We start from the raw sequence: 26,160 nt of genomic DNA, 5'->3' as shown, positions 1-26,160 counted from the left end.
AGTCGCAACGCCACGCCTCGTGCTGGCGCGCTCGCTGTGTTCGGATACGATCCGCGATGTCGTCGGGTTCGGTGGAGGATGTCGTCATAGTGGACCGTCGACAGGGACTGTCGACATCCGAGGCGACGCCCGTCGATGTAAAGTGCTTCGTGGAGGCTACAACGTGTCTTGAAGCGATCACGCCCGCACGTCGACCGCCCGCTCACGCGGGCCGTCACACTCGACGAGCAGCACCGATTGCCACGTTCCCAGGTCGAGTTCGCCGTCACTGACCGGGATGGTCACGCTCGGACCGATCAACAGCGCCCTGATGTGCGAGTCGGCGTTCCCGTCGAGGTCATCGTGTTGCCAGCCCTCGTCCGGGACGAGGTCGGCGAGCGCCGTCTCGAAGTCCCCCAGCAGACGGGATTCGCGCTCGTTGACGGTGATCGCTGCCGTGGTGTGGCGAACGAACACCGTCGCGGTCCCGTCGGCGTCGTCGGGGAGGTGTGCCCGAACGCGGTCGGTGATGTCGACGACGGAGAGCCGGTCCTCGGTACTGACGGTGAATCGTGACATACCGGAACACACGGGCAAGAAATAGAACTGTCTTTCCCCGGCACAGCGTCGGCGCGACTACGACACCCACTCTTCGGGCTTGGTGTCGTAGTCGATGTCGTCGGCGTCGAGATGCTCGACTTCGGACCAGTCGACCTCCTGCATCGTGATCTCCTCGCCGTCGTAGCGGATGCGCCGACCGACTTCCTCGGGTTCGGGTTCACGGTCCCGACGACGGGCGACCTCCACGTCGTGTTCGTCGAACTGCTTGTCGATGGTCAGCAGATTGACCGGGCGACCCCAGAGTTCGAACACGCGCTCGAGCGTCTCCTGTGCCTGCCCGAGGTCCAGTACGACGCCGTTGTACTGGTGGGTCAGGAGGAGTTCGTTCCGATTTCGATAGTTCCCGTCCTCGACGGTGATCGTCGGCTTGCCGAAGTTCGTGAACTGGAGCATCAGCTTCTTTTTCACGTCCTCGGCGGCCGTCGAGGTCGCGCGGAAGTCACCCGACGAGTGGGTGTACTCGTAGGTGAAGTAGTTGTGCTCGTCGACGAACTCCTGAGTGAGGAACTCGTCGAGGAAGGTCACGTCGTTGTGACTCTCCCGGACCTCGCGCATCCGATCCCACCCGCGGGTGTACTCGACATCGGCCAGCGCCTCCTCGATGGTACTGTAGCGGGCGTCGTCGAACATGTACCGCGAGATGCGTTCGAGATCGGACTGGGCGATCCGCGAGACGAAACCGCGGTACTGGGGCTTGACCAGCGAGTAGTGGCGTTCGGCCAGCCCCTCGGTGGTCAGTACCTTCCACGGGTACGCGTCGACGTCGAGGTCCCCGTTTCTGGCCGCTTCGAGTGCCTCGGCGTCGACGCGAGGGTCCGCTGGATCGAACGCATCGAGGTTCCCCGGCACGTCTTCGAGCAGCGGATCGGGCGCGATGAGGTCCTGCACCTCAGTGAAGTCGATCACGTCGTGGAAGTTCCGCCACGTCACGTCTTCGACGCGCAGCAGGCGCTCGACGACCTCGCGGCGGTTCTCGCTGTTTTCGAGGTACTCCCACAGCTCTTTGCCGAGTTTGTAGGGGTTCAGCCCCGGCGAGCCGAGCACGCGGGCCTGATGGTCGGCATAGAGGACGAACTCGTCGTCGCCGGCAAACAGCTCCTCGCCCATCATCATCGACTCCCAGTAGGCGGCCCACCCCTCGTTCATCACCTTCGTCATCTTCTGGGGGGCGAAGTAGTACGCCTCCCGACGCAGGATACCGAGGATGTCGATCTGCCAGTCCGCCATCTCGACGGCTTGCTGGCCCTCGCGGTCGTACTGCATCCCGTGCTGGCGCAAGAACGCGAGCACGTCTTTCTGTGGTTCCTCGGGGAACGTGATCGGCTCGTCGTCGTCGGTCTGGGCGTCGAGCCACTCCTCGGTAAAGACCTGCCGACGGACTTCCTCGGAGAGTTCGAGGTCGTCTAGCTGGTCGGCGACCTCTTCTAAGTCCACGTCTTCGGGCCGATCGTGACTCCCGACGGGCGAGTAGGGCTTGTGCTGGTCGATGTTGTCCTCCAGACAGAGGACGTGGTCGATCCACTTCTCGACCTCGGCCCGATCGATCTCGGGGTCCTGCATGTACTCCTGAATCGTCTCGGCGTGGCGAGCCAGCATCGCCGACGCGTCGGGGTCGTCGGCGAACAGGCCGAACCACTCGTTGTTCGCGAAGAAGTCGGCGTGGGCCTCGACGTGCGTGATGACGGCCTTCTGGTCGGCCAGTTCGTTCGACTCCTGCAGGAACGCGTGGGCCGGCTTGTCGTTGTTGACGATCTCGAAGGCCTTCCCGCCGAGGAACTGGCCCTGCTTTTGCTGGCGGTCGTACTGCATCCCCCAGCGCCAGTGAGGGTATCGGTGCTGGAAGCCGCCGTAGGCGATCAGTTCGTTCATCTCGTCGTAGTCGACGATCCAGTAATTGACCGGATACGGCGAGAGACCGAGTTTCTTCGCGAGTCTGGCCGCCTCGGTCACTGGCTCTTCGAGGTCGCCAGCGACGCGCTGTTTTCTGATGTGGTCGTCGGTCGTCATTGGTCGTCCTCCGTGCTCAGGATCTCGTAGATGGCGTCGACCACGTCCTCCGGCGTGGAGACGTAGGCGACGGCCACACCGTTCTCGCCGCGGAAGTGCCGTTCGACCTCCTCGGCGTGGGTCGCGTTGATCGCGTTGCCCGACGGCTGGGTCTCGACGTACGCGTGGAGGTTGGCCGGAATCTCCTCCATCAGTGGAATCACGTGTTCCTCGGTGTCGTTCGAGGAGTTCTCTGAGTCACCCGCGGCGAAGACGTAGCGGTTCCAGTCGCTCCAGGGATACTCCTCTTCGAGCCGATCCAGCGCGACTTCGTAGGCGCTGGAGATACGGGTGCCACCACCCGATCGGATGCCGAAGAACTCGTCGCGGTCGACTTCCCACGCGTCGGCGTCGTGGGCGATGTAGACGAACTCGGCGTGGTCGTACTTGCCCTGGAGGTACCAGTCAAGCGGCGTGAACGTCCGTTCGACGAGTTCCCGTTTCTTCTGGCGCATCGACCCGGACACGTCGCGGATGTTGACGACGACGACGTTCTTCTCGCGTTCCTCCTCGATTTCGGGGTAGCGGTAGCGCTCGTCTTCCCGGCGGAAGGGAATCTCCTCGACGCCCTCCCGGCGGATCCGGGTCGCGGTGTCCTCTCGCTCGACGTTGTCGCGCATCTCGTCGATGCTCGCCCACGTCGCCGTCTCGTCGGCGGGCAGTTCGTCGTAGGCGTCGTCGATCCACGCCTTCGAGACCGGGATGTTCTCCTCGCGCGCCCACTCGAACACCGTCGCCGGTCCCCAGCCGTCGACTTTGAGCGCTTCGCGGACGAAGTTCTCGTCGAAATCCATCGCCAGCTTCCGCTTGAGTCCCTGCTTGAACAGTCGTTCGAAGTCGAGCGTCGAGGACGGGCCGGTCCGGGTGATGTCGGTGAAGTCGCCTTCGACCTCCTCGATCACCTTCTTGCCTTTCGGTTCGAGGTCGAGTCCGAGTTGCTCGTCGAGTTCCTGTGCGAACTCCTCGGGGTCCATCTCGTAGTACTCGTGCTGGCCGCCCTCCTCGCCCGGCTCGCCGTCTTCGTCGCCGTCCTGATCTGGCTGGGGCTGGCCGACCGGATCACCGGGCTGGGGCTGGCCGCCCTGTCCCTGTCCGACGCCGCCCATGTCGCGCTGGTCGTACGCGAACTCCGGCAGGTCGACGATCTTGATCGGGATCTGGACCGAGTCCTGGCGACTCTGACCCAGATCGCCGTACTGGATGAAGTCCGCGAGGTCCTGTCGTCGTTCCTCGCCGACCTCACGATACCGTTCGAGGTCGTCTTTCAGTCCCATTTGTAACTCACCTGGCTCATGACGTGGCGGCTCGTCAGTTCGGCCGACGCCTCGCTGTAGTCGAACAACTCTCGCATGTTCTCGATCGTCTCCGCTTTGAGATCGGCCGTCTCGGTCCCGCTCGGTGGATTGTCCCACTGGCGCGGGTCGAAGTCCTCGTAGGTCCGTTTCACGTCGGCCCAGTCGTGACTCCCGAGGACGGTCTGGATGACCGGTATCTCCTTGGGGTTGACATCGCTGACGCGGAACTCGTCGTCACGGGACTGCCACGCGTGGCGGTTCAGCGCCGTGATGATCTTCTCGGTGCGGAACTGTCGGACCGCGTCGTCGGGGTCGTTCCCGTCGTAGTTCTCTTCGGCGAAGCGCCCGAGGTGCTCGATCTCGAAGATCTTCATCTTCAGCGGATCCGGCTCCTCGTACTCGCCGCGCTCGTTCTCGATCTGTTCGTCGCCATCCCAGGCGTAGACGTGTTCGATGTACTCCTCGACGGTCGAGGTGTCGACGCGCTTGTCGCGCATGATCGCATCGAGCACGTCGCGTTCCTGCTCGCCGAAGATGTAGTTTTTCACCGGGACGACCCGCTCTTCGAACTCCGTGGCCTCGGTCGGTGAGAACACCGGGGCAGTCCCGAGCTTCTCGGCCATCCGATTGAGCACGTCCCGTGGCATGATGACGTTCTCGACGGGCAGGTTCGGGTGGTGGCGGTCCTGCTCCTCGTGGAGCAGGTCGGCGATCACGTCACGGGTGAAGGTGACAGGGATGCCACCCTCGCCATCGTCTGCGTTCTCACCGAGGTCGAAGTCCTCGACGGCGATTCGCTCGTCGCCCTCCTGCAGATAGCCACGGTCGAACAGGAGCGCCTTGTCGACGAGGTCCAGTCCGCCGGGCACGTCCGAGCCGTCGAGTCGCGAGACGACCGCGAACATCCCCGCGGCCTCGATAGCGTGCGGAGCCAGTTCTACGTCGGTCACCCTGCTCGAACTGTCCCGGACGGCGACGGTCAAGGGTTCCTGAATCCAGTCTTCGAGTTCGTCCCACGAGTCGGCGTCCCAGACGCTCGTCTCGTTCGTGAGTTCGCGCCGGAGCAGTTCGGCCTCCAGCGAGAGATTCGTCAGATACGTGAACTCGTGTTTGTCCAGTCTGCGCTTCAGGGCCTTCAGCGGGTCCTGTCCCTCGCGCTCGGCGTGTTGATTCAGGCGCGCCTCCAGATCGGGATTCGAGATGATGATCAACTGCGTGTCGATGTCCATCCCGATGCCCTTGTCCAGTTTCACGTGGCCCTCGTCGGGGACGTTGAGCAGTTTCTGGAGCAGGTCGGCGTGCTGGGCCGCGTCCTCGACGATGGTCAGCAGGCCGTTGCCCTGCGAGAGGACGCCGTCGTAGGAGAAGGCCTGTGGGTTCTTGCGCCCGCGCGAGTCGAGTTCACGCAGCATCCCGTGCATCCACGACCCGACCAGCCGTTCCTTGGGTGACCCCTCGTCTTCGGAGTGGAGTACGCCGATACCGTCGCCCACGTCGACGACGAAGTTCTTGATCCGCAGGTGCTTCGGGTCCGTCACGGCCGAGAACAGGTCCGTGACGCCGTCGCGTCGGTACTGCTCTTCGAGGAACTCGTAGGCCTCCCGGGAGAACGGATCGAGCTTGCCGTTTGCCTGCAGACTCACGTGATCGTCGAGCCTGTCGTTTAGCTGTGCCAGCAGGTCCCGGCGCACGTCCATCGGGAAGACGGTCAGCGGATTGACCTGCACCGGACTGGCGTACCAGTCGTCCTCGTCCTCGGCCGGGCTATCGCCGTAGGTCAGCGCACTGTCGCTCGACCCCGCGCCGGAGACGTTCCACTCGACGGTGTATCGGCGGCCGTCGTCGGTGCGAGAGTACTCCCGCAGGCCGTTGATGAGACAGCGCTTGAGTTCGGACTTGCCCGTCGCCGTCGGGCCTTCGAGCCAGATGATCTTCTCGTCCTTGCCGCGACCGGCAGCGATGGATCGGAGGTCGTCGACGAGTTTGTTCAGGACCTCCGTGTTGCCGAGGATGGCGTGCTCGCCGTCGTTGTGCGGGTCGTCGAAGAAGCGGTAGCGCTCCTTTCGCTCGCCCTCTTCGATGACGCTTCGCGTGCCGGCGTCCTCGATGGCGTCGAGCAGGTACTTCGAGGCGTGGGAGGCCAGTTCCGGGTGCTCTAGCAGGCGGTCGACGTACGCCGAGAGGCTCATCGGCTCTTCGTAGGTCTGATCGAGCGCCTCGTCCGCGCGACCGATGAAGTCCTCGCCACTCATTACTCTTCCATCTCGCTTTTGGCGACCTCTGCACCGGCGAACTCCAGCACCTCCTTGGCTCCTTCCTCGGAGTAGCCCTGCTCGATCAGTGCGTCGATCCACTCGTTGCGCTCGTCGTCGTCCATCTCGCCGCTGGAGACCAGCGCAGAGAAGTTGATGTTGTGTTTCTTGTCTTCCCAGAGCTTTCGCTCCAGCGCGCGCCGCAGGCGGTCGTTGTCCTGCGGATTGAACGTGTCTCCTTCGCGTGCGCGCCGCGAGACCCAGTTCGACACTTCCTGTCGGAAGTCGTCCTTGCGGTCCTCGGGCAGGTCGAGTTTCTCCTCGACCGAGCGCAGGAACTGCTCGTCCGGTTCCTGCTCGCGGCCCGTCAGATCGTCCTCGACGGTGTCGTCGTCGATGTAGGCCATCACGTGGTCCATGTACTTCTCGCCCTGGCGCTGGATCTCGTCGATGTCGTAGGCCAGTGCGTGGCGCACGTCCTCGATGGCTCGCTCCTTGTACTCCTCACGGACGAGTTCGAGGTACCGGTAGTACGTCGAGAACTTCTCTTCGGCGATCGAGCCGTGGTTTTCGAGGTTCCCTTCGAGGTGATTGAACGTCGTCAGCGGCGAGAGGAACTGCCGGTCGCGGTGCATCGAGTCCATGATCGCCTCTGCGATCTCGTCGCCGATGAACCGCGGCGAGACGCCGTCCATCCCCTCGCCGATGTCGGCGGTCGCTGCGGCCTCCTCGCGGAGTTTCTTCACGTCCACGTCCTCGGCTTCACCGATCTCGCCGTTGTAGGCTTTGGCCTTCTGGAGCATGTCGACCTTCTCGGCGTCCGGCTCTTCGATGCGGGTAAGAACGCCGAAGAGACCCGCCATCTCCAGCGTGTGTGGTTCGACCTGGATGTCCGGCAAGTCGGCGTTTCGCAGCATCTTCCGGTAGATCTGGGCCTCGTCCTCGTAGCCCAGCACGTACGGGAAGTCGATGCGCTTGGTGCGGTCGTTGAACGCCTCCATCTTCTCGTCGCCCTTCTTGTCGCGGTACTCGGGCATGTTCGTCCGGCCGACGATCACCTGATCGATGTCGATCCGGGGGTTGCTCTTGGGCTTGATCGTCTGTTCCTGGGTCGCGTGCAGGAAGTCGTAGAGGAACTCGCGCTGGAGTTTCAGCAGTTCCTCGCCGGAGAAGATACCGCGGTTCGCGTTACAGAACGCCCCGGAGTAATCGAACGCTCGCGGATCGCTCTCGCCGTAGATCGCGATCTTCGAGTAGTTCACGTCGCCGGTCAGTTCGGTCTCGTCCTGATTCTTCTTGTCCTTGGGTTCGAACGTCTCGATCCCCTGGCGCTGGTTCTCGTCGGCGACGAAGCGGATGATCTCGACGTGGTTCTCCAAGACGGCCTGCAGGTCGTCGTCGTAGTGAGCCAGCAGGCGATCCATGTAGAACTCACTGGCCGGGTCGAGCGCCTGCTCGTTGCGGATCGTGTACGGTGCGTCGAGCGTCTCGTTGATGTCTTCGATCACCCGGTCGCGTTGCTTCTGTGGCAAGAGGACGATCGGGTCCTGATTCATCGGCGACCGGACGATGTCGTCGGCCGGGTCCTGATCGTCGATCACGTCACAGAGGTTCGTCCAGCGGAAGGTGTACATCCGCCCCTCGTCGAGTAGCGTGTAGTCTTCGAAGTAGCGACGGACCTGCCGGTCGAAGTCGGACTTGCCCGACCCGACCGGCCCGAGCATCAGTTTGATTCGCTTTTCGGGACCGAGACCGCGAGCCCCCGATTTGACCTTGTTGACGAACTCGTGCATCGCCTCGTGGACGACGCGACCGTAGAAGGTGTTCTCGCCGTCGTGCAGTGGGTCTTCGGAGGCCAGTTTGTACTCGACGACCCCGGCGTCCTCGTCGTACTCGGTGCCGTAGTAATCGAACATATCCGCCACCCGCTGGTGGGCGTTGCGGGCGATCCGAGGATCGTCGTACAGTTCGTCGAGATACCAGTCGAACGAGTGGGTCGTCCGCAAGTCCGCAGGGATGGAGTCCTGGTACTCTCTGCTCAACTCTTCGAGTGATTCTTTGGTGCCTGTCATGCTATCACAGCGTCTGGGGCGCTGACGACGTGGTTAGTCGCGCAGAGACCCCTGTCTCGGGAACCGTTCGTCACAGCAGTAAGCCGACGCCACAACACCCGCTCTCGCGACCGGGCGATGCGTGACTGCGTCGTTCGATGGGTGCATGCCATGTTCATACGTACCAACCGGCGTCACGGGGACACCGTTCTGAGGGTTGGTACCATACCGCTGACCGGAACCGTTTCCGATACTATTTATTGTATGAGTCTTGTGACCATATAACAGTTGCCTCGACCCCCCACTCACCCGCCATTAATTCCAAGGTTTTTTGTCGAGAAAGTACGGTTGCGTAAGCCGGTAGCTCCGAACTACTGAGTGAGAGCGAACAACAGGCACTTATATGATACTGGGTGGGCCGGCGGCCACAGGGACAGCGCAAGTCCGATGCCGTCCATGGATTTCGGGGACGGATCGGCACCGGCGAGCGAACTCGTGAGACGGATGCGGGGTCGACGACGAGCACTGTCGTTCTGGGCCTGTCGCGGCCCTGTGCCGGGGCCGTCCCAGCATCGGAATCGGCGCGCGCCCGGAACTCCGATACCACGGCTGCGATCGTCAGTAGCTGTGCTGGGATCGACAGGGCGGCGACCAGCAGTTGCAGCCATAGCAGGTGCTCTTGGGTGAGAGACACGATGTGCTCCTCCTGTCGAACGGGGCCCCGTAGACACCGGAGACCGCGTTCGTGACAGCGGACAGATCAATTGGAGGGCAGTGAGGCACATAACACTTGCTTCGACTCCTGCTCACACATCATTACTTCCAAACCTCGTGTGTCGAAAAGTGCGCCAACACAGGAAGATCGGTGATCCGCTTGACCGATCCAAACCGACTGCGTTTAAATAGTGGGTGGAACGCTTTCGAACCCGGACCGCTGGACTCTTTTCCACACGTGTCGGAGCCTGTGTATGGCACTCGACTCGCTCGGGACCGCGTGGGTCGTCTGGAACGAGGAAGACGCACGTATCGTCCTCGCCTACCGACCGGACGTGTTCGACGGTGGCGACCTCCCGGCCCCGTGCATGCCGACCATCTACGTCACCCGCGGCCGACGGGGCCGACGCCCGGGCGGCGAGCGCGTCGGCGCGGACTGGTTCGTGACGCTGTATCTCGAACCCGACGTGGACTGTGGCACCGACAGCTACGAGAGCCGAGCGGAAGCCGTCGATGCTGCCGTGGCACTCGCCGAGGAGTTCGCGGCTGGAGAGATCGATTACCGTGACCAATATCAGGTCCCCCGCGAAGCGTACTTTCAGCGTCTCGACGACCTGACCGGGCGCGAGTGAGCACGCGAACTCGTCGGGGCGTCCCGGGCCGATACCCTATAATGTGCTGGCACGTGTAGACGCCCCCATGACCACAGTCACGCTGATCGGCGCTCGTCTGGCCTCGACCGGCGAGGAATTCGTCTACCGAGGGGAGGCCAGTGGGTGCGAGGGCTGTCCGTATCGCGACCAGTGTCTCAATCTCACTGAGGGGCGTCGCTATCGTGTGACGGACGTGCGCGAGTCCGGCCAGTTGCTCGACTGCGCCGTCCACGACGAGGGCGTCAAAGCCGTCGAGGTCGAACCGGCCCCGATCAAGGCCAACGTCGCTTCGAAAGGAGCCTACGCCGGAAGTAGCGCCACGCTCGAAGGGCCATGTCCCTACACCGGCTGTCCGAGCCACGAGTACTGCGAACCCGCCGGGGGGGCCTTCGACGAGGAGTATCGCATCGACGAGGTCATCGGCGACCCACCCCACGACTACTGTGGACTGGACCGTGACCTGACGCTCGTCGAGTTCGCTGCGCCCGACGAGTAAGTCGACCGGTCGCTACAGCGTGCCGACGCGTTCTGCGGTGTACCCGAACACGTCCTCGTACCCCTCGGGCGAGAGGAGGACGGGATAGAAGTCTTCGTCGGCCACGACTGGCTCACCGTCCGTCGCGGCGAACTGTTCGCCCGCGGCCACCCGCTCGAAGTTGCTGGCATAGACTTCGTACACTTCGCCCATACCCTTGGGAATCGGCCGGCAGAGGTCGAACACGGGGAGGTCGCCGTCGGCACCCGCCGGTTCGCCTGCCAACACGTCGAGCGCTCGCAGGAACGCCCGAGTGATGCGCACCGCGTTGTCGGCGGCCGCCTGTGACCCCTGATACCCACACTCGACTTCGACCGTGGCTGGCACGCCCGAGAAGATCCGTCCCTCGTTCGTGTCGCGCGTCTCGATGACGGCGTCGATGGGTAACTGCGGGCAGATGCGTCGCCAGCGGTCGTCAACGGCATCGACGAGGGCGAACATGCCTTCGTAGGACTGGGTCGAGTGCAGCGCCAGCGTCGTACAGTCACCGATTTTCTCGACGAGTGCGGCGGCGAGTCGTTCCTCGTGGACCGGCGAATCAGGATCGCCGGGGAACGAGCGGTTCAGGTCTGCGTCGACGTAGCGCCGCTCCCGTTCGATCGCTTCCTCGTTGGCGAGGACGAACGCGACCGGACGCTCGACGGCCGGTGCTTCCGACAGGAGCGTCTCGACAGCGTGGACCCCACAGGGTTCGTCTCCGTGAATCCCACCCACGACCGCGACCGCAGGCTCCCCGGTGCCCAGTTGTTCGACGTACACAGACGAGTGAACGATCTGGCGCAAAAAGAGTGCCTCGCTTCGTGTATCACGGCGATCTCACTCCAGACGTTCGACGAACTCGAAGTCCGCCTCGCGCGCGGTGGGATAGTCGCCGTCGAGCCTGATCTGCCAGTCGTGCAGGACCGTCGGATCGTCGAGCGCGTTCGTCAACGTCGTCCGCACGTCGAGGACGTCGACGCCGTAGAAGTCCCCGGGAACTCCCTGAAAGTACTGCAGCGACGTGCGAAACAGCGAGCGCATCCCCTCGTCGTCCCCTTCCGGGGGATCCCCGTTTGGGTTCCCCGTCGCACGCTGCTGGGGGCTCTCGAAGTCGAAGTGCTTGTACGCGCCGGCGGCCACCTGCACCATCGCGTGGAGGAATTTGCTCTCGACGCTGCCGCGGCCGTAGTTGTACCACTCGTCTTCGTAACAGTCGTGGGATTCGTGATACTCGCCCGCGTTGTACAGACGCACGCCGTGGACGACCGCACGTCGGAGCGTCGCGTGCTCCCAGCGGCCGTCGTCGCGCCACCCGGTCGGGTTTCCGTCCGGCGGCCCGACGCTCGGGTCGCGAGTGTGTTCGTCCATACCAGAGAGACGGGACGCAGGCTGGTAATCCCACCGCTCCACTTGGCTTTGCTCCTCCTCGATCAAGCGAGCCCGGCCCAGTCGATTCGGCTGGCGATAAAGACGATGCCGCTGGCGATGACGCCGAGCAAAATCGACCCCTGGATCACGAGCGCGTACAGCATGATCACGGCGACGAGGACCCACACGGTCGCGCGCTGGGCGTCACTCGGCATGCGTACCACGCTCGACGAGCCGCCCGAGTTCCACTGTGTGAACGACGCCGCGCAGTCGTCGTGCGCATCGAAGTGGTCGTCGAGCGATTCGTCCATCGACAACCGCGCACCGCAGAACGGACAGTAGTCGGGGTCGGAGGGCATGGCTGGCGCTTCAGCGGGACCGCGAAAAAACGATTCGGTGCCCCACAGCGTTTCGTGCCGCATTTATACTTCCCTCCGTTCCCTACGAATGCAAGCGTGCGAGGGTAGCCAAGCCTGGAAACGGCGGCGGACTCAAGATCCGCTCCCGTAGGGGTCCAAGGGTTCAAATCCCTTCCCTCGCATGACGCGGCGACACACCGTGTCGGCGCGGAATGCACAAGTGGAAGGATTTGAAGCAGGGAAGTCGCAGCGGTCGAGGCGACGAGACCGACCGTCTTCCCGTGGTTCAAACCCCTTCCCTCGCACTGTAGCGAGGCGCACTAACGCGCCGAGCGAAGTGCACACGGAGAGATTTGAACAACGTCGGACCACATCCGACGGTCGTTCAAATCCCTTCCCTCGCACTGTGACCGACCGCTCTCGCCGCCGGGCGACGACAGCCGCCCGGTACGTGAGAGTAGTCGGGCATCGGACTACCGCGGTCCCTCGCAAACAGTGCAGGAAGATCCACACGGAGTGATCTTCCCTCGCAAACTTCTACAGCGGACAGACACAAACAGCCACGCTTGGATACGGCGGCGGACTCACGATCCGCTCCCGTAGGGTCATCGCGAGCGAAGCGAGCGATTGCTCGGAAGACGAGCGGTGCGCGGTTTGAACGGAGTGAAAACCGCGATAGCGAACGGCGAAGCCGTGAGCAAGCGAGTCTTCCGGTGGTCCAAGGGTTCAAATCCCTTCCTCGCATGACGCGGCGACACCACGTGTCGGCGCGGAATGCACAAGTGGAAGGATTTGAAGCAGGGAAGTCGCAGCGGTCGAGGCGACGAGACCGACCGTCTTCCCGTGGTTCAAATCCCTTCCCTCGCACTGTGACCGACCGCTGTCGCCGTCGGGCGACGACGGTCGTCCGGCACGTGAGAGCGGTCGGGCATCGGACTACCGCGGTCCCTCGCAAAACAGCGAGTCGGTGCAGGAAGATCCACACGGAGTGATCTTCCCTCGCAAATTTACGCCGACGTACTAACACGGAGAGCGACGCTCACGGCACCGGAGCCACCAGTCGCCCCCCCGTGCAGCCAGCCCGATGGAAAGCGCCGCGACTCACGTCTGAGTAAGGACACATAGAGCGCCGGTGCTGGCGTGCATTCAGGTAATTTCGTGCGCTGTGCGAGACAAATCCGTCTGGGCGTAGATTTAAGCCCATTGACGTGGTATGTTAAGGCATGGCAACGGACCAGCGAGAACCGACGGGTCTGGACGTGACGCCACTGGAGAACACGGCGTTCTTTTCCATCGAGACCGACGACGGCTACGTCCGCATCGAACAGTCACTCGGGAATCAAGTACTGTACACCCCCGAGGAGGCCCGCGACATCGCGGAGTCCATCCTCGAAGCGGCCGAGCGGGCACCGGAGCAGTAGACAGGCAGCCGGAAGCGACGGGGCTTTTTAGCAGGGCGACCCACCCGCGAGCATGACGGACGCCCATCACAGAGCAGCCATCGCCGAGCGAGCAGCACGCGCCGGCGGTGTCGTGGCCCGCGAGCAGTTCCGCGGCCACCTCGACGTCGAGACCAAGGACGACAAGACCGATCTGGTGACGGTCGCCGACCGCGAGACCCAGCAGCAGGTCGTCGCGACGATTAGAGAGGAGTTTCCCGGCGATCAGTTCGTCTGCGAGGAAGACAGTCCACAGCTATCCGGTCCCGAGAGCGGTGAGACGGAGCCGACGATGGTCGATGACATCCCCGAGACCGGCGCGTCGTGGATCATCGACCCCATCGACGGGACGACGAACTTCGTCCGCGAGAGTCGCCTGTGGGCCACGAGCGTCACGGCGCTGGTCGACGGCGAGCCGGTCGGATCGGCGAACTACCTGCCGGCGATGGGCGACCTCTACGCGGCCGGTCCAGAGAGCGTCAGCCGTGACGGAAAGACGATGCGCGTCAGCGAGGCGACCGACCCCGAAGCGTTCCTCGTCGCGGTGGTCAATCGCTGGACCGATCCCGACGCGTTCGGCGCGATGTGCCGGGCCGCCGACGAGCACCTCGGCGACATCCGCCGACTCGGGTCGTTTCAGGCGACGCTCGCGATGCTCGCGGACGGTGGCTTCGACGCGGCGGTCTGCACCCAGCAGGCCAACGCGTGGGACACCGTCGCGGGGGTTCACATGGTCAGGGAAGCCGGCGGAACGGTGACTGACGTCGACGGCGAGCGCTGGCACGCCGACAGCGAGGGGATGGTCGCGTCGAACGGGACCGCCCACGACGAAGTGCTGGCGGCGGTCGAGGCGGCCATGGAATGATACCGCTGGTCCCACCGTGTGACGAGGGTCGTGGCGGTTTCCACGGGCGACGCACAGGACCGGAACGCTAAAACAGCCACCTCACGCCGGAACACACATGCAACAGGAGGCTCGACAGGATTCGAGACTCGGCGGGCGGGACCCACTGAAGCTCTGGCTCGCGTCGCTGGTGGGGCTGGTGGGGCTGGTCATCGCGGCGGCGAGGGTCGCGACCCAGACGGTCTGGGATCGCTTCATCTGGCAGTACTTCTGGGGACCGATCGCGGCCGACGCACAGGCCGCACGCTGTGCGCTCAGAGACGGGAGTAGCGTCGAGCTACTGTACAGCAGTAGCGCGTGTAGTCAGGCCCAAGCGGCCGGTCGGCTGATCTACGCGGAGCCGGGATACACGATCACGTCAGAGATCGGGTACATGGTCGTCCTCGTGTACATGCTGGTCGGCGTGTATCTCGGCCTCCAGCGGTACGATCTGGTCACGGATGTCGAACTGTACTACCCGCTGGTGCCGTTCATGCTACTCGGTGGCTCGCTGCGAGTCATCGAGGACGCCACCGACGCCGCCGTCCGTGCCGGCATCGACCCGGCGATCCCCTACCCACTGAATACGCTGCTCGTCAGTCCGATCATCTACTTTACGCTGTTCGTGCTGACGCTTGGCTCGCTGGTCGTCGTCCGTCGATTCGAACGAAGCGGCCAGATCGAAGACGGGAATCGGGCGCTGGGAGTACTCGGCAGTGGCTTCCTCGGGCTGACACTCGTCTACCTGCTCGCGCTGTCGGTCACCAAAGAGTACGTCACACTGTACCCTCAGATGGTGACCATCGTCGTGGTCGGCGCGGTCGTGTTGGCCTACCTCAACTGGCGAGGCATCGAAGCGATCTGGCCGGAACTGCGCAGCGCCACGGGCTACATCGGCTTTTTCGTCCTCTGGGGCCACGCCATCGACGGCATCGCGAACGTGCTCACGGGCGACTGGCTCGACGCGCTGGGTATTCCCGGTGACTACTTCGCGAAGCATCCCGCCAACCGCATCATCATCGCCGTGACCGAGTCAGTCCAGCCGGCGGAACTGTCGGCCGTCATCGGTACCTCGTGGCCGTTCCTCGTCGTGAAGATGCTCGTCGCTTCGCTCGTGCTCTGGCTGTTCACCGAGGAGTTCGTCGAGGACAGCCAGCGCTACGCCCTGCTCTTGCTCGTCGCAGTGACCGCCGTTGGTCTCGGACCCGGGACGCGAGACATGCTTCGGGTCACGTTCGGGATCTAGCGTCGTTCCCGCGGACGATCACGGGCGAGTGCGTGTCCAGCGAGCACCAGTGGCAGGCCACAGATGACTACCGCAACGGCGTAGAACGTGTTCAAAAAGCCCAGCAGGAACGGAATCCCGAACGGAGCGAAACGCGAGAGGACCGCGACGGCGAACCCGGCGACGACCGTCATCACGGCCAGCCGGCGGCGTCCTCGCGACAGCGCGTAGCCGGCCGGGAGACACGCGAACACCGGCACGGCGAACCACAGCGCCACGAGTTCTGAACGGAGGAGACCACCCGAGTGAAACAGCGACACACTCGCGACGGTCGTGCCGGCACCGACGGCGAGACCGATCGCCGAGTGACCGAGCAGGGCTCGATATGACTGGCCCGCCCGCACCGAGAGCAGTGCGCCGAGTGTCGCGATTCCGACACCGGCACCGAACATCGGTCCGTCGGACGTACCAAGGAACGACCCCGTGGCCGCGAGCAGCGATCCGACGGCGGTGACGACGCCGAGTATGCCGAGGGCGGTGGGGACCCGGTCGGCGACGGACGAGAGGTCGGGACTGAGCCACGCAAGCGCGCCACTGAGGGCACCGAAGAGAACGCCAAACACCGCGGTCGGGAGACCGACCGAAACGAAAGCGTTGAGCGCGACGACAGGACCGACGAGGTCGAGGATCGAAAGCAGGCTCCACAGTGGTGCGAGCGCATCATCGGACTCGACGAACGTGACGAACCCGGTGTCGTCGAGTGCGGTCAGCGTCATCCGTGACCGGTCATCCGAGACGGTCGCGCCCGGCGCGGCCCAGCCGATCGCCATCCCATCCGGTGCGACGACAGTGAGCCGGTCGGCACCGAGACCGTCGAGATTGCGGTAGCCGTATGCCTCCGTGAACGCACCCGAGCGCACCGTTCCCGCGACAGCGCGCTCGGCGAACTCGGGGTCTCGGTAGCGAAGCGTCACCACGCCGTCACTGGAGACGTTCGAACCAAGTAACTCGGTGTCCCACATCGCGCGGTCCGCGATCGCAGTCCGGTGGCTCTCGTTCGCTCGCAGTCGTTCCAGGCCACTCGATTGCGCGAGTTCGTTGTGGACGGTCCATATCGCGGTCCCGTTCTCGTGGACACGGACGGTCGCCGTACTGCGTTCGACGACCACATCGACGCCGAACCCGTCAGCGGTTTCGGCGAACGTCTCACCGCAGGCGTCACAGAGCGGACGAGGCGGCGGTGCGCCGGCGATGGGAGCGCTGAACGTGGCGAAAACGAGAAGTACGAGAGCGACGAGGGCGAGGGGGCGGCGACGCATGTCGGCGGCCACGAACGACGGAGACAAGAAAGTGCGGAACACTCAAACGGCGATCGAACCGACCGGGGCAGACGGATCGTAACGCCGCTTGCCCGGTCGAACGACTGTGTGCGGTGTATCCGGGGCAGATCGACACCCGTCCGTATCAGGGGAACGGATGGAACGGCCGGTCGAGCGCCGGTTCAAAGCCCAGTTCTTCGGGGACTCGCTCGGCGCGCTCTCCGAAGAACGGGTCACTGAGGAAGAGTGGCTGGGCCTCGGGAACGAGGACACGGACGCCTTCGAAGCCCAGCGCATCGAGATCACGCGTCGTCGTCCGGGCGGCGTACGGCGTCAGATTTCGCTCGTCGAGTTTCTCGACGAGGAATGCGAGTGCGTCCTCGCCGTCGGGTACCTGATCGGGACCGACCGCGGCGGCGGGAATCGTCTGGCTGTAGTCCAGCAGATCGACGGCTCGGTCGGGCATCCGGGCGTACTCCCCGATCGCACCGCTCGCCCCCTCGGCCTGTTCCGGCCCCATCCCGCGCAGCTCCATCCAGTTCTGGAGCGCCTCTTCGAGTGCGCCGCGTGCAGCCTGTGCTGGATCGAGGTGGGCACTGGAGCCGATGGCGAAACTGGGCCACTCATCGCGGTGGACTGCGACGGCGACGACCGGCACGTCGACGTCCTGCGTCAGCAACAGCGGCGTCACGGCCAGGTCCTCCGACTTGGCGCGGGCGTACAGCGTCCCGAACACGTCGTCTTCGACCGTCAATCCGAGCGGTTCGAACGTCGAGTACCACGACAGCATCGCAGCGTCGCGCTCGATCACCTCGTACAGACCGGCAAGCAGCGCCCCACAGCCGGCCGAACCGAGTCCGAGACCAGTCGTCAGCGGCGGCCGAATCACGGAGTCGGCCGGCGGGTGAACGACCAGTTCCGCCGGGACCATCGCCGACGCTCCGGTCCCGAGGTGCTCGGCGGCGACCCAGTCAAGTTCCGTCTCGGCGTCGACCTCTCGTGAGTCCGGTGCGACGAAGGCCGACGGCGACACCGCACCGTCGAGTTCGGCGGCCGTCGCCGTCGTCACGTCCGCCTCGGAGTAGACCCCGGCAGCGTAGCGCTCGTAGGACTCACCGAGTGCTTTCATGAACGCGCTGTTCCAGTCCGCGGCGACCCCGGCGGCCTGTCGCGGTGCCGTGACCTCGCTAAAGCCGACGGTGTCGGTCAACTGCGCGAGGTAGTACGGTGCCGGGAACGACTCGGCTTCGGCGACCTGCTGGACGATGCCGACGCGGTCGTCGAGGGCCTGCTCTGCGCGAGCGAGCGCCGTTTCGGTATCGACAGGGTCGTAGCTGTGGTCGAGGGTCGTGTCGCGCTCGCCAGCGCACGAACAGCCCGGAAGCGGGAAGAACCGACGCTTCTCGTAGGGGAGTTCGATCGTGTGACCGAGGATCGACGAGCGCTCGCCGGCCGCTGGATCGTCCTCGTCGGCGGACCCAGTGAGATGTTGTGCGACCGCTTCACCGGCGACCGCACCGGCGACGCGTTCGGTCGCGGCGTCCGGGTCGTCGACCGACGCCGCGTCCGCCGTCGTGTTCGCGGCGACGCGACCTTGCAGACAGTGATAGCACTCCCGTTCGGGATCGAATCCAGTGATCGCGGCGGGCGTGAGCGCCGCGCCACCGATCCCACCGAGTTCGACGGCCAGCCACGCGGTCCCCGCCGTCAGCGCCTGCTCGGTCGCCGTCTCGAAGACCTGTGCGCCGGTCTCGGCGACCACGACCGCGAAATCGGCGGCATCCATGGCGGGGCGCTCGCGGCGCTCGATGCGCACGTCCAGATCCGAAAGCGTCGCGAGAATCGATTCTGTCGCTGGTCCACTCCCCACGACTTCGACTACCGATGCCATGGGGAGGGGTGTCGGGGACGGGGTAAAAAGGACTAGGAGGCGAGGATACCCTGCGCGACACTCGCGAGTTCGTCACTGTCTGCCGACTCCAGTCGGTCGTCACCGAGCATCAGACGCAGGCGCGGTCGGCCGACATCGATCGGGACTTTCTCCGTGTCGATCAGGCCCATGTCTTCGAGGGTCGTCTTCGTTCGGGAGAACGTCGCCTTGCTGGCGAGACCGATGTCTTCGCCCCACTTGCTGATGTCGTAGAGCAGTTCGCCGTTCTTGGCGGCCACGAGCAGGCTGATCGTCACTTCGTCGAGACCGTCGCCGTCGCCACGGGCGGTCTGGAGCGAGGAGAGGACACCCTCGAAGTCGGCCGCGGTCTCCGGGCCGATGTCGGATTCGAGCGTGCTCATGACGCGCGTCATCGCGGGCGTCCGCAGCGAGTAGCTGTCGGCACGCTCCCACTGGTCGTCGTAGAACGAGGAGATGTCGTCGAGGAACGCATCTTCGTCGGTGGTGAGTCCGGCGACAGCGTCACCGGCGTCGATCAGCGAGACGACACTTTCGGAGCCGATCAGCAGCGAGTGATTCGGAACGCGCGACAGAATTTTCAGTTCGAGCACGTCGGCCTCGATAAGGTCTGCAGCCGTACTCGCGACGATGAAATCGCCCATCTCGTCTTTCAGCGCACGGTTCTCCGCGAGCAGTCGCACCGTGGGTGGACTCTCGTGTGCATCGAGAACCGAAATTAGCTCAGAGAGGGTCTCTCTGGAGGGGTTCACGACCATCAGCGATTCGCTTTCACTGTCGAGTGCCTCAGAGAGAACCGTCCCGATATCGTCTTCGAGTAAGTTGGTGTGCATTGTTCTGTTAGACATCTACGACTTTGTCATATTTAATTTTACTGGCCCCATTCTATTGAATTCGTAAACAGAGATAATACTGCCATGGTATCATGAACTAAATATTGCCGGCTCCTGTGAAGCCCCAACTGCCGCCTTCGCTGGTCGGAACGATTCGGGAGGTGCTGCTTCGAGATGCGGTCTTGCGACGACAGCAGTCGCTCGTGCGAGCGTCGTCGTGCCGACGATTTCGTTGAACAGTGGAAAGGACGTTACAGGGCGTCGACCAGTTCCTCGGACCAGTGGAAGTCGCCGTCGTAGATCACCGGCAGCGACATGGAATCGAGCACGCGTTTCAGTTCGGCCCCGGAGACGGTCGTTTCGAGGGAGTCCCCGTTGAGGATCTCACGCCCGTCGAACGGGAGGTCGTACCGATCACCGTTGGACTGAGCGGTCAGCATCTCACAGCGGATTCGATACCCCGTTTCGCCGTCCCTGATTCGGACCACTGCCGGCTGTTTCGGGCTGGGCAAGAGCGCGTACGTGCCGTCGCCGACGACGGCGTAGTCTTTGCCCATCATGATGCGACGCCGTGCGAGCTGGAGGGCGCGCTCGATGCTGAAGCCGTGGACGAGCAGTCGTGCGAACGCCGTTCCGACCTTTGCCGCTTGCTTGTCCAGTACTTTCTTGAACGTGACGCCGCCGGCGATAGAGCCTTGCTCGACGAGGGACAGTCCCTGCTCGTAGGAGCCACAGGCGTTGAGGAAGAACGTCTGCGTGTTCGACGCCTCGATGTCTGCGATGTCGAGGTTCCCGTCGGGACACCTGAGACCGCCGTCGTCACAGTGACCGATGTAGTGGACGAAGTCGTTGTTCGCCTCGAAGGTGGCGGCGAGTGCCGAGCGACTCAGCCCGGACTGGATGGTCACGTCGATAGGCAGGTCCGCCGCACGTTCCTCGTAGATATCCGAGACGGTCTCGTGTTCGTCACACATCCGGTCGTCGTTGAGGACGACCGAGACCTGCAGGCAGTCGTTCTCCCGGGTTCCGTACTTCGCTCGATTCCGGTAGGCCTGTGGCACCGGCTTGAACGCGTCGATGGGCGTCCCCGGCGCGAGCCACGCGTGTAGCTGGCCCGCCTGCAGTTCCGGCTTTAGGACGCCCGACGACGAGGTTTCCCCGCGGGCGGGATAGGCGTCGGTCAGCGTCTGATCGAGCAGTTCGTTCCGGTTCAGTTCTGTCGCGCGCGGGAGATAGATCAGGCTGAGCCGATCGAGCAGATAGGGGAGACACGAGATACGGTCCGGTGTCGGCTTCGCGTACGTCGAGAGATGCCAGTCGGGCAACAGTGAATCGAGGTCGCGAGCGGAGATAGCGAGACACTGTTCGAGTCGCCCCGCCGGGCCGAGTTGACACAGTGCGTCGATGTCGACCGGAAGCTGATCGAGCGCGTCGCTGCAGGTCCTGTCCGGCGCGACACGGCGGGCCTGACAGTCGAGGAAGAACGACCGGCGGAGCAACTGCGCACACTGATGCTGAAAGCCGGGCAGCGCGTCGAACTCGTGTTCGATCGATCGGTCGTCGACGCGGAGCATCGGCGTCTCGCGGTCGGTGACACGGACCGTCGCGCCGAGATAGTAGGCAAGCGGTGCGGCCACGAACAGTTTGTCCAGTTCGTCGGGCAGGAGGAACTCGATGCCGGTGTCGGGAGTCCCGGCCGCGACGGCCGACGGCACGCTCGTCTCCGATCCAATCTCCAGCAGCGGCGGGTGCTCGCGGAAGCTCGGATGCGAGCGGACCGGGGCCGTCGTGTGGTGGGCGGCCGAGAGATGGGTCAGTCCCGTCGCGAGTCCTTCTGGCGTCGGTTCGATCGTGATGGTTCCGACACCGGCACGGTCGCCCGACGACCCGCCGACGGTGACGGTCGTCGGTTCCCAGAACGAGACGACGTAGTGTTCCCCGTCGGGCTTGACCGAAACCGGCCCCGGGAACCTGAGATAGCTCGTCGGCGAGTGGGTTGTCGACTTCGACGATCCGCGGCAACGAAGGAGATATTCACCGTCCGGTAGTTCCGTCGGTGTCGTGACGCGATACTGTGCATCGAGGTCGAGTGCCGTGACCGTCACGTCGGTACACGGAATCGCGAGTCGCTCGGCCTCGCCGCGAAAACACTCGTCGACGTCTCTCGGGATCGCATCGCGTGTCGTTTCCGTTGGCCGATCCAGTTGGGCACACAACGCTGGCAATCCAGTCGCCACCGTCCCCTCGAACTCCCCATCCGAGGTCGACGACTGCATCCCTGCGTATGTCACCCCCCAAGTAGACATACGACAGAGTATGTGTCCTTTGCATACATAATGGTTGCTGGTCGTGTACCAGACTGACACGTTCGTTCTGTGAGGAATGACAAGCAGTGACAGTCGGTCTCGGGAAAGGTAGATTATTGACACCCCGACCGTACGGTTCGAGTATGCACTTCGACTATCTGGAGTCGGCAGACCCCGACGTGGCAGCGGCCCTGTCGGGCGAAGTCGAACGACAGAACGACACGCTCGCCATGATCGCCTCCGAGAACCACGTCAGCGAGGCCGTCCTCGAAGCGCAGGGTTCGGAACTGACCAACAAGTACGCCGAGGGGTACCCCGGCGAGCGCTACTACGGCGGCTGTGAGTACGCCGACGAGGTCGAAGAACTCGCCATCGAGCGCGCGACGGAGCTGTACGGTGCCGACCACGTCAACGTCCAGCCCCATTCGGGCTCACAGGCCAACATGGGCGTCTACCTCGCGGTGCTGGAACCCGGTGACAAGATCCTCTCGCTCGACCTGACACACGGCGGCCACCTCAGCCACGGCCACCCGGCGAACTTCGCCGGGCAGGTGTACGAGGTCGAACAGTACGAGGTCGACGCGGAGACGGGCCGGATCGACTACGACGACCTCAAAGCACAGGCCGAGGAGTACGACCCCGACATCATCGTCTCGGGCTACTCCGCGTACCCCCGTACCGTCGAGTGGGAGGCAATTCAGGACGCGGCCGACGCCGCCGACGCCTACCACCTCGCCGACATCGCTCACATCACGGGCCTCGTCGCCGCCGGCGTCCACCCCTCGCCGGTCGGCGTCGCCGACTTCGTCACTGGCTCGACGCACAAGACGATCCGGGCCGGCCGCGGTGGGATCATCATGTGCGACGAGGAGTACGCCGACGACATCGATTCGGCCGTCTTCCCCGGCATGCAGGGCGGCCCGCTGATGCACAACGTCGCCGGCAAAGCGGTCGGCTTCGGCGAAGCGCTCGAACCCGAGTTCGAGGCGTACGCCCAGCAAACAGTCGACAACGCGAAAGCACTTGGCGACCGCCTGCAGGAACACGGTCTCGACCTCGTGAGCGATGGCACCGACAACCATCTCGTCCTGATCGACCTCCGTCCCTCCCATCCCGACACGACCGGCAAGGAAGTCGAGGAAGCCCTCGAAGAGGCCGGCATCATCCTCAACGCCAACACCGTCCCCGGTGAAACCCGATCCGCGTTCAATCCCTCGGGCATCCGCGCCGGGACGCCCGCCCTCACCACCCGCGGCTTCGACGAAGCAGCCTGTGAGGAAGTCGCCGATCTGATCTTCGAGGTCGTCGACGCCCCCGGCGACGAGGACGTGATCGCCGAGGTCAGCGACCGGGTCGACGAACTCACCGACGAGTTCGACCTCTACGGCGAGGACAGCGAAGGGCTCGTCTACGAGTAGCGAGGGGCGACACGAGCGAAGCGAGTGTCGGCCCTCGAAGCGAGCGGGTGCGAACTGAGTGAGCGACACGCGAGCAGCGAGAGACTGAGCGCAGCGAAGGGTCTCGTCCGTAGCGTGACCAACTCGCAACCACGACACAACCGATCTTTTTGCCGCCCGCGTGCGTTCGACCGGCATGCCCACCGAGCGACCGCGCCGGGACCTGCTCGTCGGCTGTGTAGCGACTGCAGCGTGGCTCGCAGGCTGTCGCCAGCCCGGACAGGCCGGCCGATCCAGTCGCCCCGCTGGAGAGTCGACAACGGGGGACCCGCGCGAGGAACAGCCCGTGAGTACGGATTCGGCCGACGGGACAGCAGCGGCGACCGACACGCCGACCGCGACGCCGGAACTCGACTTGCGGGAGGCGAACGTGGTCGGAGTGACGGCCGAATCGGTCGACGACGGCCGATACCGCTTCGACGTGACCCTCCTGCACGACGACGACGGCGAGGACGGCTACGCGAACTGGTGGCAGATCGAGACGCTGGACGGCGAGCAGTTGGGTCGGCGCGAACTCCTGCACGCCCACTCGACGGCACCCTTTACCCGCTCGGAGACGGTCGAGGTGCCCGAGAGCACGACCTGCGTCGTCGTCCGGGGCCACGACCAGACCCACGGCTACGGCGGGCAGGCGATGCTCGTCACGCTCGACAGTGGTGCCACGCGAGCAGTCCAGCAAGGGTCAACACGGACTGATCTGTCCGGTCGAGAGTGTCGGTAGGCGGGCAGTCGGTCTGTGTCCCAACTGTGTCGACACTGTCATAGGAGGGCTTTTGGTTCGGGGGCCACCCCCATCAGGTGATGACCGAGATTATCGACGGCAACGAGGTCGCCCAATCGATCCGGGACGGCCTCGGTGATGCGATCGCGACGCTCGAAGACGAGGATGTCACGCCCGCGCTGGCGACGGTGTTGATGAGCGACGACCCCGCCAGCGAGACGTACGTCTCGATGAAGCAAAACGACTGTGAGGAAGTCGGCATCGAAGCGCTGGACATCGAGATCAGCCCCGACGCCGACGCCGAAGAGCTGTACGAGACCATCGGCGAACTCAACGCCGACGACGCCGTCAACGGCATCCTCGTCCAGATGCCGGTTCCCGAGCAGGTCGACGACCGGAAAGTCCTGCGAGACATCGACCCTGCGAAGGACGTCGACGGCTTCCACCCCGAAAACGTCGGCCGCCTCGTCGCCGGCAACGCCCGTTTCAAGCCCTGCACGCCCCACGGGGTCCAGAAGCTCCTCGAATCCGCCGGTGTCGATACCGAAGGCAAGGACGTCGTCGTGGTCGGCCGATCCGACATCGTCGGCAAGCCGATGGCGAATCTGCTGATCCAGAAGGCGAAGGGCGGCAACGCGACGGTGACGGTCTGTCACTCCCGGACCGACGACATGGCCGCCAAGACCCGCGACGCAGATATCGTCATCGCCGCGGCCGGCGTCCCCGAACTGATCGACGGCGACATGCTCAGCGAGGGCGTGACCGTCATCGACGTGGGCGTCAATCGCGTCGACGCCGACACCGAGAAAGGGTACGAACTCGTCGGCGACGTGGACTTCGACAGCGCCAAAGCGAAGGCCAGCGCCATCACGCCGGTTCCCGGCGGCGTCGGGCCGATGACACGAGCGATGTTGCTGTACAACACGGTCAAAGCGACGGCCCAACAGCACGACATCGACGTGGACCTGCCCTGAGATGGCCGACGGAGACGACGACTTCGACCTGCCCGAGGACGCCCGGCGGTTCGAGACCACCCAACGGCTCGATCCAGACGCCTTTACCCACGCCGAGTCCAGAGTCGACGGCGGGTTCGAGACCGGCGTCGAGGCCTTCGTCACGGACGACGACGGCCGCCTGCTGCTGGTCTGTGAGGACGGACGCTGGTCGCTGCCCGGCGGCGAAGTGACAGACGAAGAGCGTCAATCACTGCCCGACACAGCGGCGACGGCCGTCGACGCGGCGACCGGGCTGACAGTCGAGAGTGGCGACGTGCTGGCCGTCAACGAAGTGACGCTGACCGACGGCGAACGCGAGGCGACGCTCTCGTTCGTGATCTACGAAGCGACACCGGTGGACTCGTCCGAGACGGCCGATCCCGGCCGGAACTCGATCAGCGCCGTCGAGTGGCACGATGACCTCCCGGCGGCGACGATCGATCGGTCAGTGCTGGCCGCCTTACTCGACGAGAACTGATCAGTTCTCGATGCCGTTGAGCCAGTTGTCCGCGGTGACGAGCGCACTCTCGTCGTCCCGTTGCAGATACTTTCCGAGGTCCCGTGTCGCCCGGAGGAGGCGCTCTGCGTCTTTGGGCGCGACATCGCCGTCGAGTGCTTCCATTCGTTTTCGGTGGTCGCGGATGCGCCCGGAGAGGCTGCTTGCCTGTTGGTCGGGCCGGTCGGTGAGGTACTCGCGAACGTCGCGCTGGTAGGTCTCGACTGCATCCGCCATCGCGAGCCCGTACGGTTCCCGGAGGCTATCTGGGACCTCGTCGGCCGGCGGTCGGTCGCCGTCGTCGGTCCCCCGCAACAGTTCGAGGAAGTAGAGTTCGTCTCCGTCGCTGGTCCTGAGGCCGCGCGCGAGGGTTCCACCGACGTGTCGGAGTACCGTCGCGGCGACGAACGTCTCGTCGAGGACGAGCAACTCGCCCGCGTCGACGAAACCACGCTTGCGAACGTACTCGGCCGACCGTTCGGCGGCGTCCTCGGCGATCTGCCGGAGTGACGCCTCGTCGATCCGCGACCGGACCGGTGTGAGATCGAGTGTCGCGGGAGTGTTGGTGTGGCGCGTTCGGTCGTCGACGCCGACGCTACGCAGGCTCCCACAGTCCGGGCAGGCGACGCTCGCAGTCTCGTAGTAGGACCAGCGCGTACCACAGTCCTTGCACTCGCGGTCGCCACGAATCTTCATACCGCCTCTGGGTCCGGTGGCCTCAAGTT

At 64.4% G+C, this 26,160-nt stretch carries 22 protein-coding genes and 1 tRNA gene; 10 read left to right on the top strand and 13 right to left on the bottom strand.

What is annotated here, in order from left to right; all coding sequences use genetic code 11:
* Nucleotides 1-177 precede the first annotated feature (177 nt).
* The 5 genes from AC5FRW_RS12305 to AC5FRW_RS12285 are packed head-to-tail and all read right to left on the bottom strand — an operon-like array spanning nucleotide 178 to nucleotide 8,265.
* Nucleotides 178-558, bottom strand: a complete 381-nt coding sequence (locus AC5FRW_RS12305; protein WP_493568755.1) for a secondary thiamine-phosphate synthase enzyme YjbQ — start codon at nucleotides 556-558, stop codon at nucleotides 178-180.
* A gap of 57 nt (nucleotides 559-615) precedes the next feature.
* Nucleotides 616-2,607, bottom strand: a complete 1,992-nt coding sequence (locus tag AC5FRW_RS12300; RefSeq protein WP_493568754.1) for a SpoVR family protein — start codon at nucleotides 2,605-2,607, stop codon at nucleotides 616-618.
* Complete coding sequence (locus AC5FRW_RS12295; RefSeq protein WP_493568753.1) at nucleotides 2,604-3,920, bottom strand: YeaH/YhbH family protein; 1,317 nt, start codon at nucleotides 3,918-3,920, stop codon at nucleotides 2,604-2,606. The genes AC5FRW_RS12300 and AC5FRW_RS12295 overlap by 4 nt, the downstream gene beginning before the upstream one ends.
* A complete protein-coding gene (locus tag AC5FRW_RS12290; protein WP_493568752.1) occupies nucleotides 3,911-6,193 on the bottom strand; it encodes a PrkA family serine protein kinase in 2,283 nt (760 codons plus the stop codon). The genes AC5FRW_RS12295 and AC5FRW_RS12290 overlap by 10 nt, the downstream gene beginning before the upstream one ends.
* Entirely contained in the window at nucleotides 6,193-8,265 is a 2,073-nt protein-coding gene (locus tag AC5FRW_RS12285; RefSeq protein WP_493568751.1) for a PrkA family serine protein kinase, read from the bottom strand. The genes AC5FRW_RS12290 and AC5FRW_RS12285 overlap by 1 nt, the downstream gene beginning before the upstream one ends.
* Nucleotides 8,266-9,212: 947 nt before the next feature.
* On the opposite strand from AC5FRW_RS12285, the gene AC5FRW_RS12280 reads away from it, so the two are divergent.
* Nucleotides 9,213-9,590 carry a DUF5820 family protein gene (locus AC5FRW_RS12280; RefSeq protein ID WP_493568750.1) on the top strand — a complete coding sequence of 126 codons (378 nt, stop codon included), beginning with the start codon at nucleotides 9,213-9,215 and terminating at the stop codon, nucleotides 9,588-9,590.
* 67 nt (nucleotides 9,591-9,657) lie between these two features.
* Complete coding sequence (locus AC5FRW_RS12275) at nucleotides 9,658-10,107, top strand: UPF0179 family protein (RefSeq protein WP_493568749.1); 450 nt, start codon at nucleotides 9,658-9,660, stop codon at nucleotides 10,105-10,107.
* A gap of 12 nt (nucleotides 10,108-10,119) precedes the next feature.
* On the opposite strand, the gene AC5FRW_RS12270 is transcribed toward AC5FRW_RS12275, so the two are convergent.
* The 3 genes from AC5FRW_RS12270 to AC5FRW_RS12260 form a co-directional block, all read right to left on the bottom strand.
* Nucleotides 10,120-10,905 (bottom strand): M14 family metallopeptidase, encoded by a 786-nt coding sequence (locus AC5FRW_RS12270; RefSeq protein WP_493568748.1) that lies wholly within the window; start codon nucleotides 10,903-10,905, stop codon nucleotides 10,120-10,122.
* A gap of 57 nt (nucleotides 10,906-10,962) precedes the next feature.
* The gene (locus AC5FRW_RS12265) at nucleotides 10,963-11,493 is read right to left on the bottom strand and encodes a DUF309 domain-containing protein (protein ID WP_493568747.1); all 531 of its coding nucleotides are present in this window, start codon (nucleotides 11,491-11,493) and stop codon (nucleotides 10,963-10,965) included.
* Between the two features lie 62 nt (nucleotides 11,494-11,555).
* On the bottom strand, nucleotides 11,556-11,852 hold the full coding sequence (locus AC5FRW_RS12260) for a DUF7501 family protein (protein ID WP_493568746.1): 297 nt from the start codon (nucleotides 11,850-11,852) through the stop codon (nucleotides 11,556-11,558).
* Between the two features lie 98 nt (nucleotides 11,853-11,950).
* Here AC5FRW_RS12260 and AC5FRW_RS12255 point away from each other — a divergent pair.
* From AC5FRW_RS12255 to AC5FRW_RS12240, 4 genes are all read left to right on the top strand, one after another.
* A tRNA-Leu gene (locus AC5FRW_RS12255) sits at nucleotides 11,951-12,034 on the top strand.
* Between the two features lie 1,041 nt (nucleotides 12,035-13,075).
* Entirely contained in the window at nucleotides 13,076-13,273 is a 198-nt protein-coding gene (locus AC5FRW_RS12250) for a hypothetical protein (RefSeq protein ID WP_493568745.1), read from the top strand.
* A gap of 52 nt (nucleotides 13,274-13,325) precedes the next feature.
* On the top strand, nucleotides 13,326-14,156 hold the full coding sequence (locus AC5FRW_RS12245; RefSeq protein WP_493568744.1) for an inositol monophosphatase family protein: 831 nt from the start codon (nucleotides 13,326-13,328) through the stop codon (nucleotides 14,154-14,156).
* Nucleotides 14,157-14,253: 97 nt separating this feature from the next.
* Entirely contained in the window at nucleotides 14,254-15,420 is a 1,167-nt protein-coding gene (locus tag AC5FRW_RS12240) for a DUF63 family protein (protein WP_493568743.1), read from the top strand.
* Here the strand turns inward: AC5FRW_RS12240 and AC5FRW_RS12235 are convergent.
* From AC5FRW_RS12235 to AC5FRW_RS12220, 4 genes are all read right to left on the bottom strand, one after another.
* On the bottom strand, nucleotides 15,417-16,718 hold the full coding sequence (locus tag AC5FRW_RS12235) for a hypothetical protein (RefSeq protein WP_493568742.1): 1,302 nt from the start codon (nucleotides 16,716-16,718) through the stop codon (nucleotides 15,417-15,419). The two genes, AC5FRW_RS12240 and AC5FRW_RS12235, sit on opposite strands and share 4 nt — an antisense overlap.
* A 145-nt stretch (nucleotides 16,719-16,863) precedes the next feature.
* Nucleotides 16,864-18,609 carry a YcaO-like family protein gene (locus AC5FRW_RS12230; RefSeq protein WP_493568741.1) on the bottom strand — a complete coding sequence of 582 codons (1,746 nt, stop codon included), beginning with the start codon at nucleotides 18,607-18,609 and terminating at the stop codon, nucleotides 16,864-16,866.
* Nucleotides 18,610-18,641: 32 nt separating this feature from the next.
* The gene (gene tbsP / locus AC5FRW_RS12225; protein WP_493568740.1) at nucleotides 18,642-19,460 is read right to left on the bottom strand and encodes a transcriptional regulator TbsP; all 819 of its coding nucleotides are present in this window, start codon (nucleotides 19,458-19,460) and stop codon (nucleotides 18,642-18,644) included.
* A 251-nt stretch (nucleotides 19,461-19,711) separates the two neighbouring features.
* Nucleotides 19,712-21,766 carry a hypothetical protein gene (locus tag AC5FRW_RS12220; protein ID WP_493568739.1) on the bottom strand — a complete coding sequence of 685 codons (2,055 nt, stop codon included), beginning with the start codon at nucleotides 21,764-21,766 and terminating at the stop codon, nucleotides 19,712-19,714.
* Nucleotides 21,767-21,909: 143 nt separating this feature from the next.
* Between AC5FRW_RS12220 and glyA the strand changes: the two genes are divergently transcribed.
* From glyA to AC5FRW_RS12200, 4 genes are all read left to right on the top strand, one after another.
* Nucleotides 21,910-23,184, top strand: coding sequence for a serine hydroxymethyltransferase (gene glyA, locus AC5FRW_RS12215; protein ID WP_493568738.1), 1,275 nt, complete (start codon nucleotides 21,910-21,912; stop codon nucleotides 23,182-23,184).
* Between the two features lie 175 nt (nucleotides 23,185-23,359).
* The gene (locus AC5FRW_RS12210; protein WP_493568737.1) at nucleotides 23,360-23,944 is read left to right on the top strand and encodes a hypothetical protein; all 585 of its coding nucleotides are present in this window, start codon (nucleotides 23,360-23,362) and stop codon (nucleotides 23,942-23,944) included.
* Between the two features lie 80 nt (nucleotides 23,945-24,024).
* Entirely contained in the window at nucleotides 24,025-24,918 is an 894-nt protein-coding gene (locus AC5FRW_RS12205) for a bifunctional methylenetetrahydrofolate dehydrogenase/methenyltetrahydrofolate cyclohydrolase (RefSeq protein ID WP_493568736.1), read from the top strand.
* A 1-nt stretch (nucleotide 24,919) separates the two neighbouring features.
* Nucleotides 24,920-25,417, top strand: a complete 498-nt coding sequence (locus tag AC5FRW_RS12200; RefSeq protein WP_493568735.1) for an NUDIX hydrolase — start codon at nucleotides 24,920-24,922, stop codon at nucleotides 25,415-25,417.
* On the opposite strand, the gene AC5FRW_RS12195 is transcribed toward AC5FRW_RS12200, so the two are convergent.
* Nucleotides 25,418-26,131 carry a DUF7117 family protein gene (locus tag AC5FRW_RS12195; RefSeq protein ID WP_493568734.1) on the bottom strand — a complete coding sequence of 238 codons (714 nt, stop codon included), beginning with the start codon at nucleotides 26,129-26,131 and terminating at the stop codon, nucleotides 25,418-25,420.
* Between the last annotated feature and the right edge of the window lie 29 nt (nucleotides 26,132-26,160).

It is taken from the genome of Halomicrobium sp. HArcht3-1 (genome assembly GCF_058933345.1).
This window is presented reverse-complemented; position numbering and strand designations above follow the sequence as displayed.

Coding starts and splice junctions, on each gene's coding strand:
- AC5FRW_RS12305 (WP_493568755.1), bottom strand. CDS start 558: ATGTCACGATTCACCGTCAGTACCGAGGACCGGCTCTCCGTCGTCGAC.
- AC5FRW_RS12300 (WP_493568754.1), bottom strand. CDS start 2,607: ATGACGACCGACGACCACATCAGAAAACAGCGCGTCGCTGGCGACCTC.
- AC5FRW_RS12295 (WP_493568753.1), bottom strand. CDS start 3,920: ATGGGACTGAAAGACGACCTCGAACGGTATCGTGAGGTCGGCGAGGAA.
- AC5FRW_RS12290 (WP_493568752.1), bottom strand. CDS start 6,193: ATGAGTGGCGAGGACTTCATCGGTCGCGCGGACGAGGCGCTCGATCAG.
- AC5FRW_RS12285 (WP_493568751.1), bottom strand. CDS start 8,265: ATGACAGGCACCAAAGAATCACTCGAAGAGTTGAGCAGAGAGTACCAG.
- AC5FRW_RS12280 (WP_493568750.1), top strand. CDS start 9,213: ATGGCACTCGACTCGCTCGGGACCGCGTGGGTCGTCTGGAACGAGGAA.
- AC5FRW_RS12275 (WP_493568749.1), top strand. CDS start 9,658: ATGACCACAGTCACGCTGATCGGCGCTCGTCTGGCCTCGACCGGCGAG.
- AC5FRW_RS12265 (WP_493568747.1), bottom strand. CDS start 11,493: ATGGACGAACACACTCGCGACCCGAGCGTCGGGCCGCCGGACGGAAAC.
- AC5FRW_RS12260 (WP_493568746.1), bottom strand. CDS start 11,852: ATGCCCTCCGACCCCGACTACTGTCCGTTCTGCGGTGCGCGGTTGTCG.
- AC5FRW_RS12250 (WP_493568745.1), top strand. CDS start 13,076: ATGGCAACGGACCAGCGAGAACCGACGGGTCTGGACGTGACGCCACTG.
- AC5FRW_RS12245 (WP_493568744.1), top strand. CDS start 13,326: ATGACGGACGCCCATCACAGAGCAGCCATCGCCGAGCGAGCAGCACGC.
- AC5FRW_RS12240 (WP_493568743.1), top strand. CDS start 14,254: ATGCAACAGGAGGCTCGACAGGATTCGAGACTCGGCGGGCGGGACCCA.
- AC5FRW_RS12235 (WP_493568742.1), bottom strand. CDS start 16,718: ATGCGTCGCCGCCCCCTCGCCCTCGTCGCTCTCGTACTTCTCGTTTTC.
- AC5FRW_RS12230 (WP_493568741.1), bottom strand. CDS start 18,609: ATGGCATCGGTAGTCGAAGTCGTGGGGAGTGGACCAGCGACAGAATCG.
- tbsP (WP_493568740.1), bottom strand. CDS start 19,460: ATGCACACCAACTTACTCGAAGACGATATCGGGACGGTTCTCTCTGAG.
- AC5FRW_RS12220 (WP_493568739.1), bottom strand. CDS start 21,766: ATGTCTACTTGGGGGGTGACATACGCAGGGATGCAGTCGTCGACCTCG.
- glyA (WP_493568738.1), top strand. CDS start 21,910: ATGCACTTCGACTATCTGGAGTCGGCAGACCCCGACGTGGCAGCGGCC.
- AC5FRW_RS12210 (WP_493568737.1), top strand. CDS start 23,360: ATGCCCACCGAGCGACCGCGCCGGGACCTGCTCGTCGGCTGTGTAGCG.
- AC5FRW_RS12205 (WP_493568736.1), top strand. CDS start 24,025: ATGACCGAGATTATCGACGGCAACGAGGTCGCCCAATCGATCCGGGAC.
- AC5FRW_RS12200 (WP_493568735.1), top strand. CDS start 24,920: ATGGCCGACGGAGACGACGACTTCGACCTGCCCGAGGACGCCCGGCGG.
- AC5FRW_RS12195 (WP_493568734.1), bottom strand. CDS start 26,131: ATGAAGATTCGTGGCGACCGCGAGTGCAAGGACTGTGGTACGCGCTGG.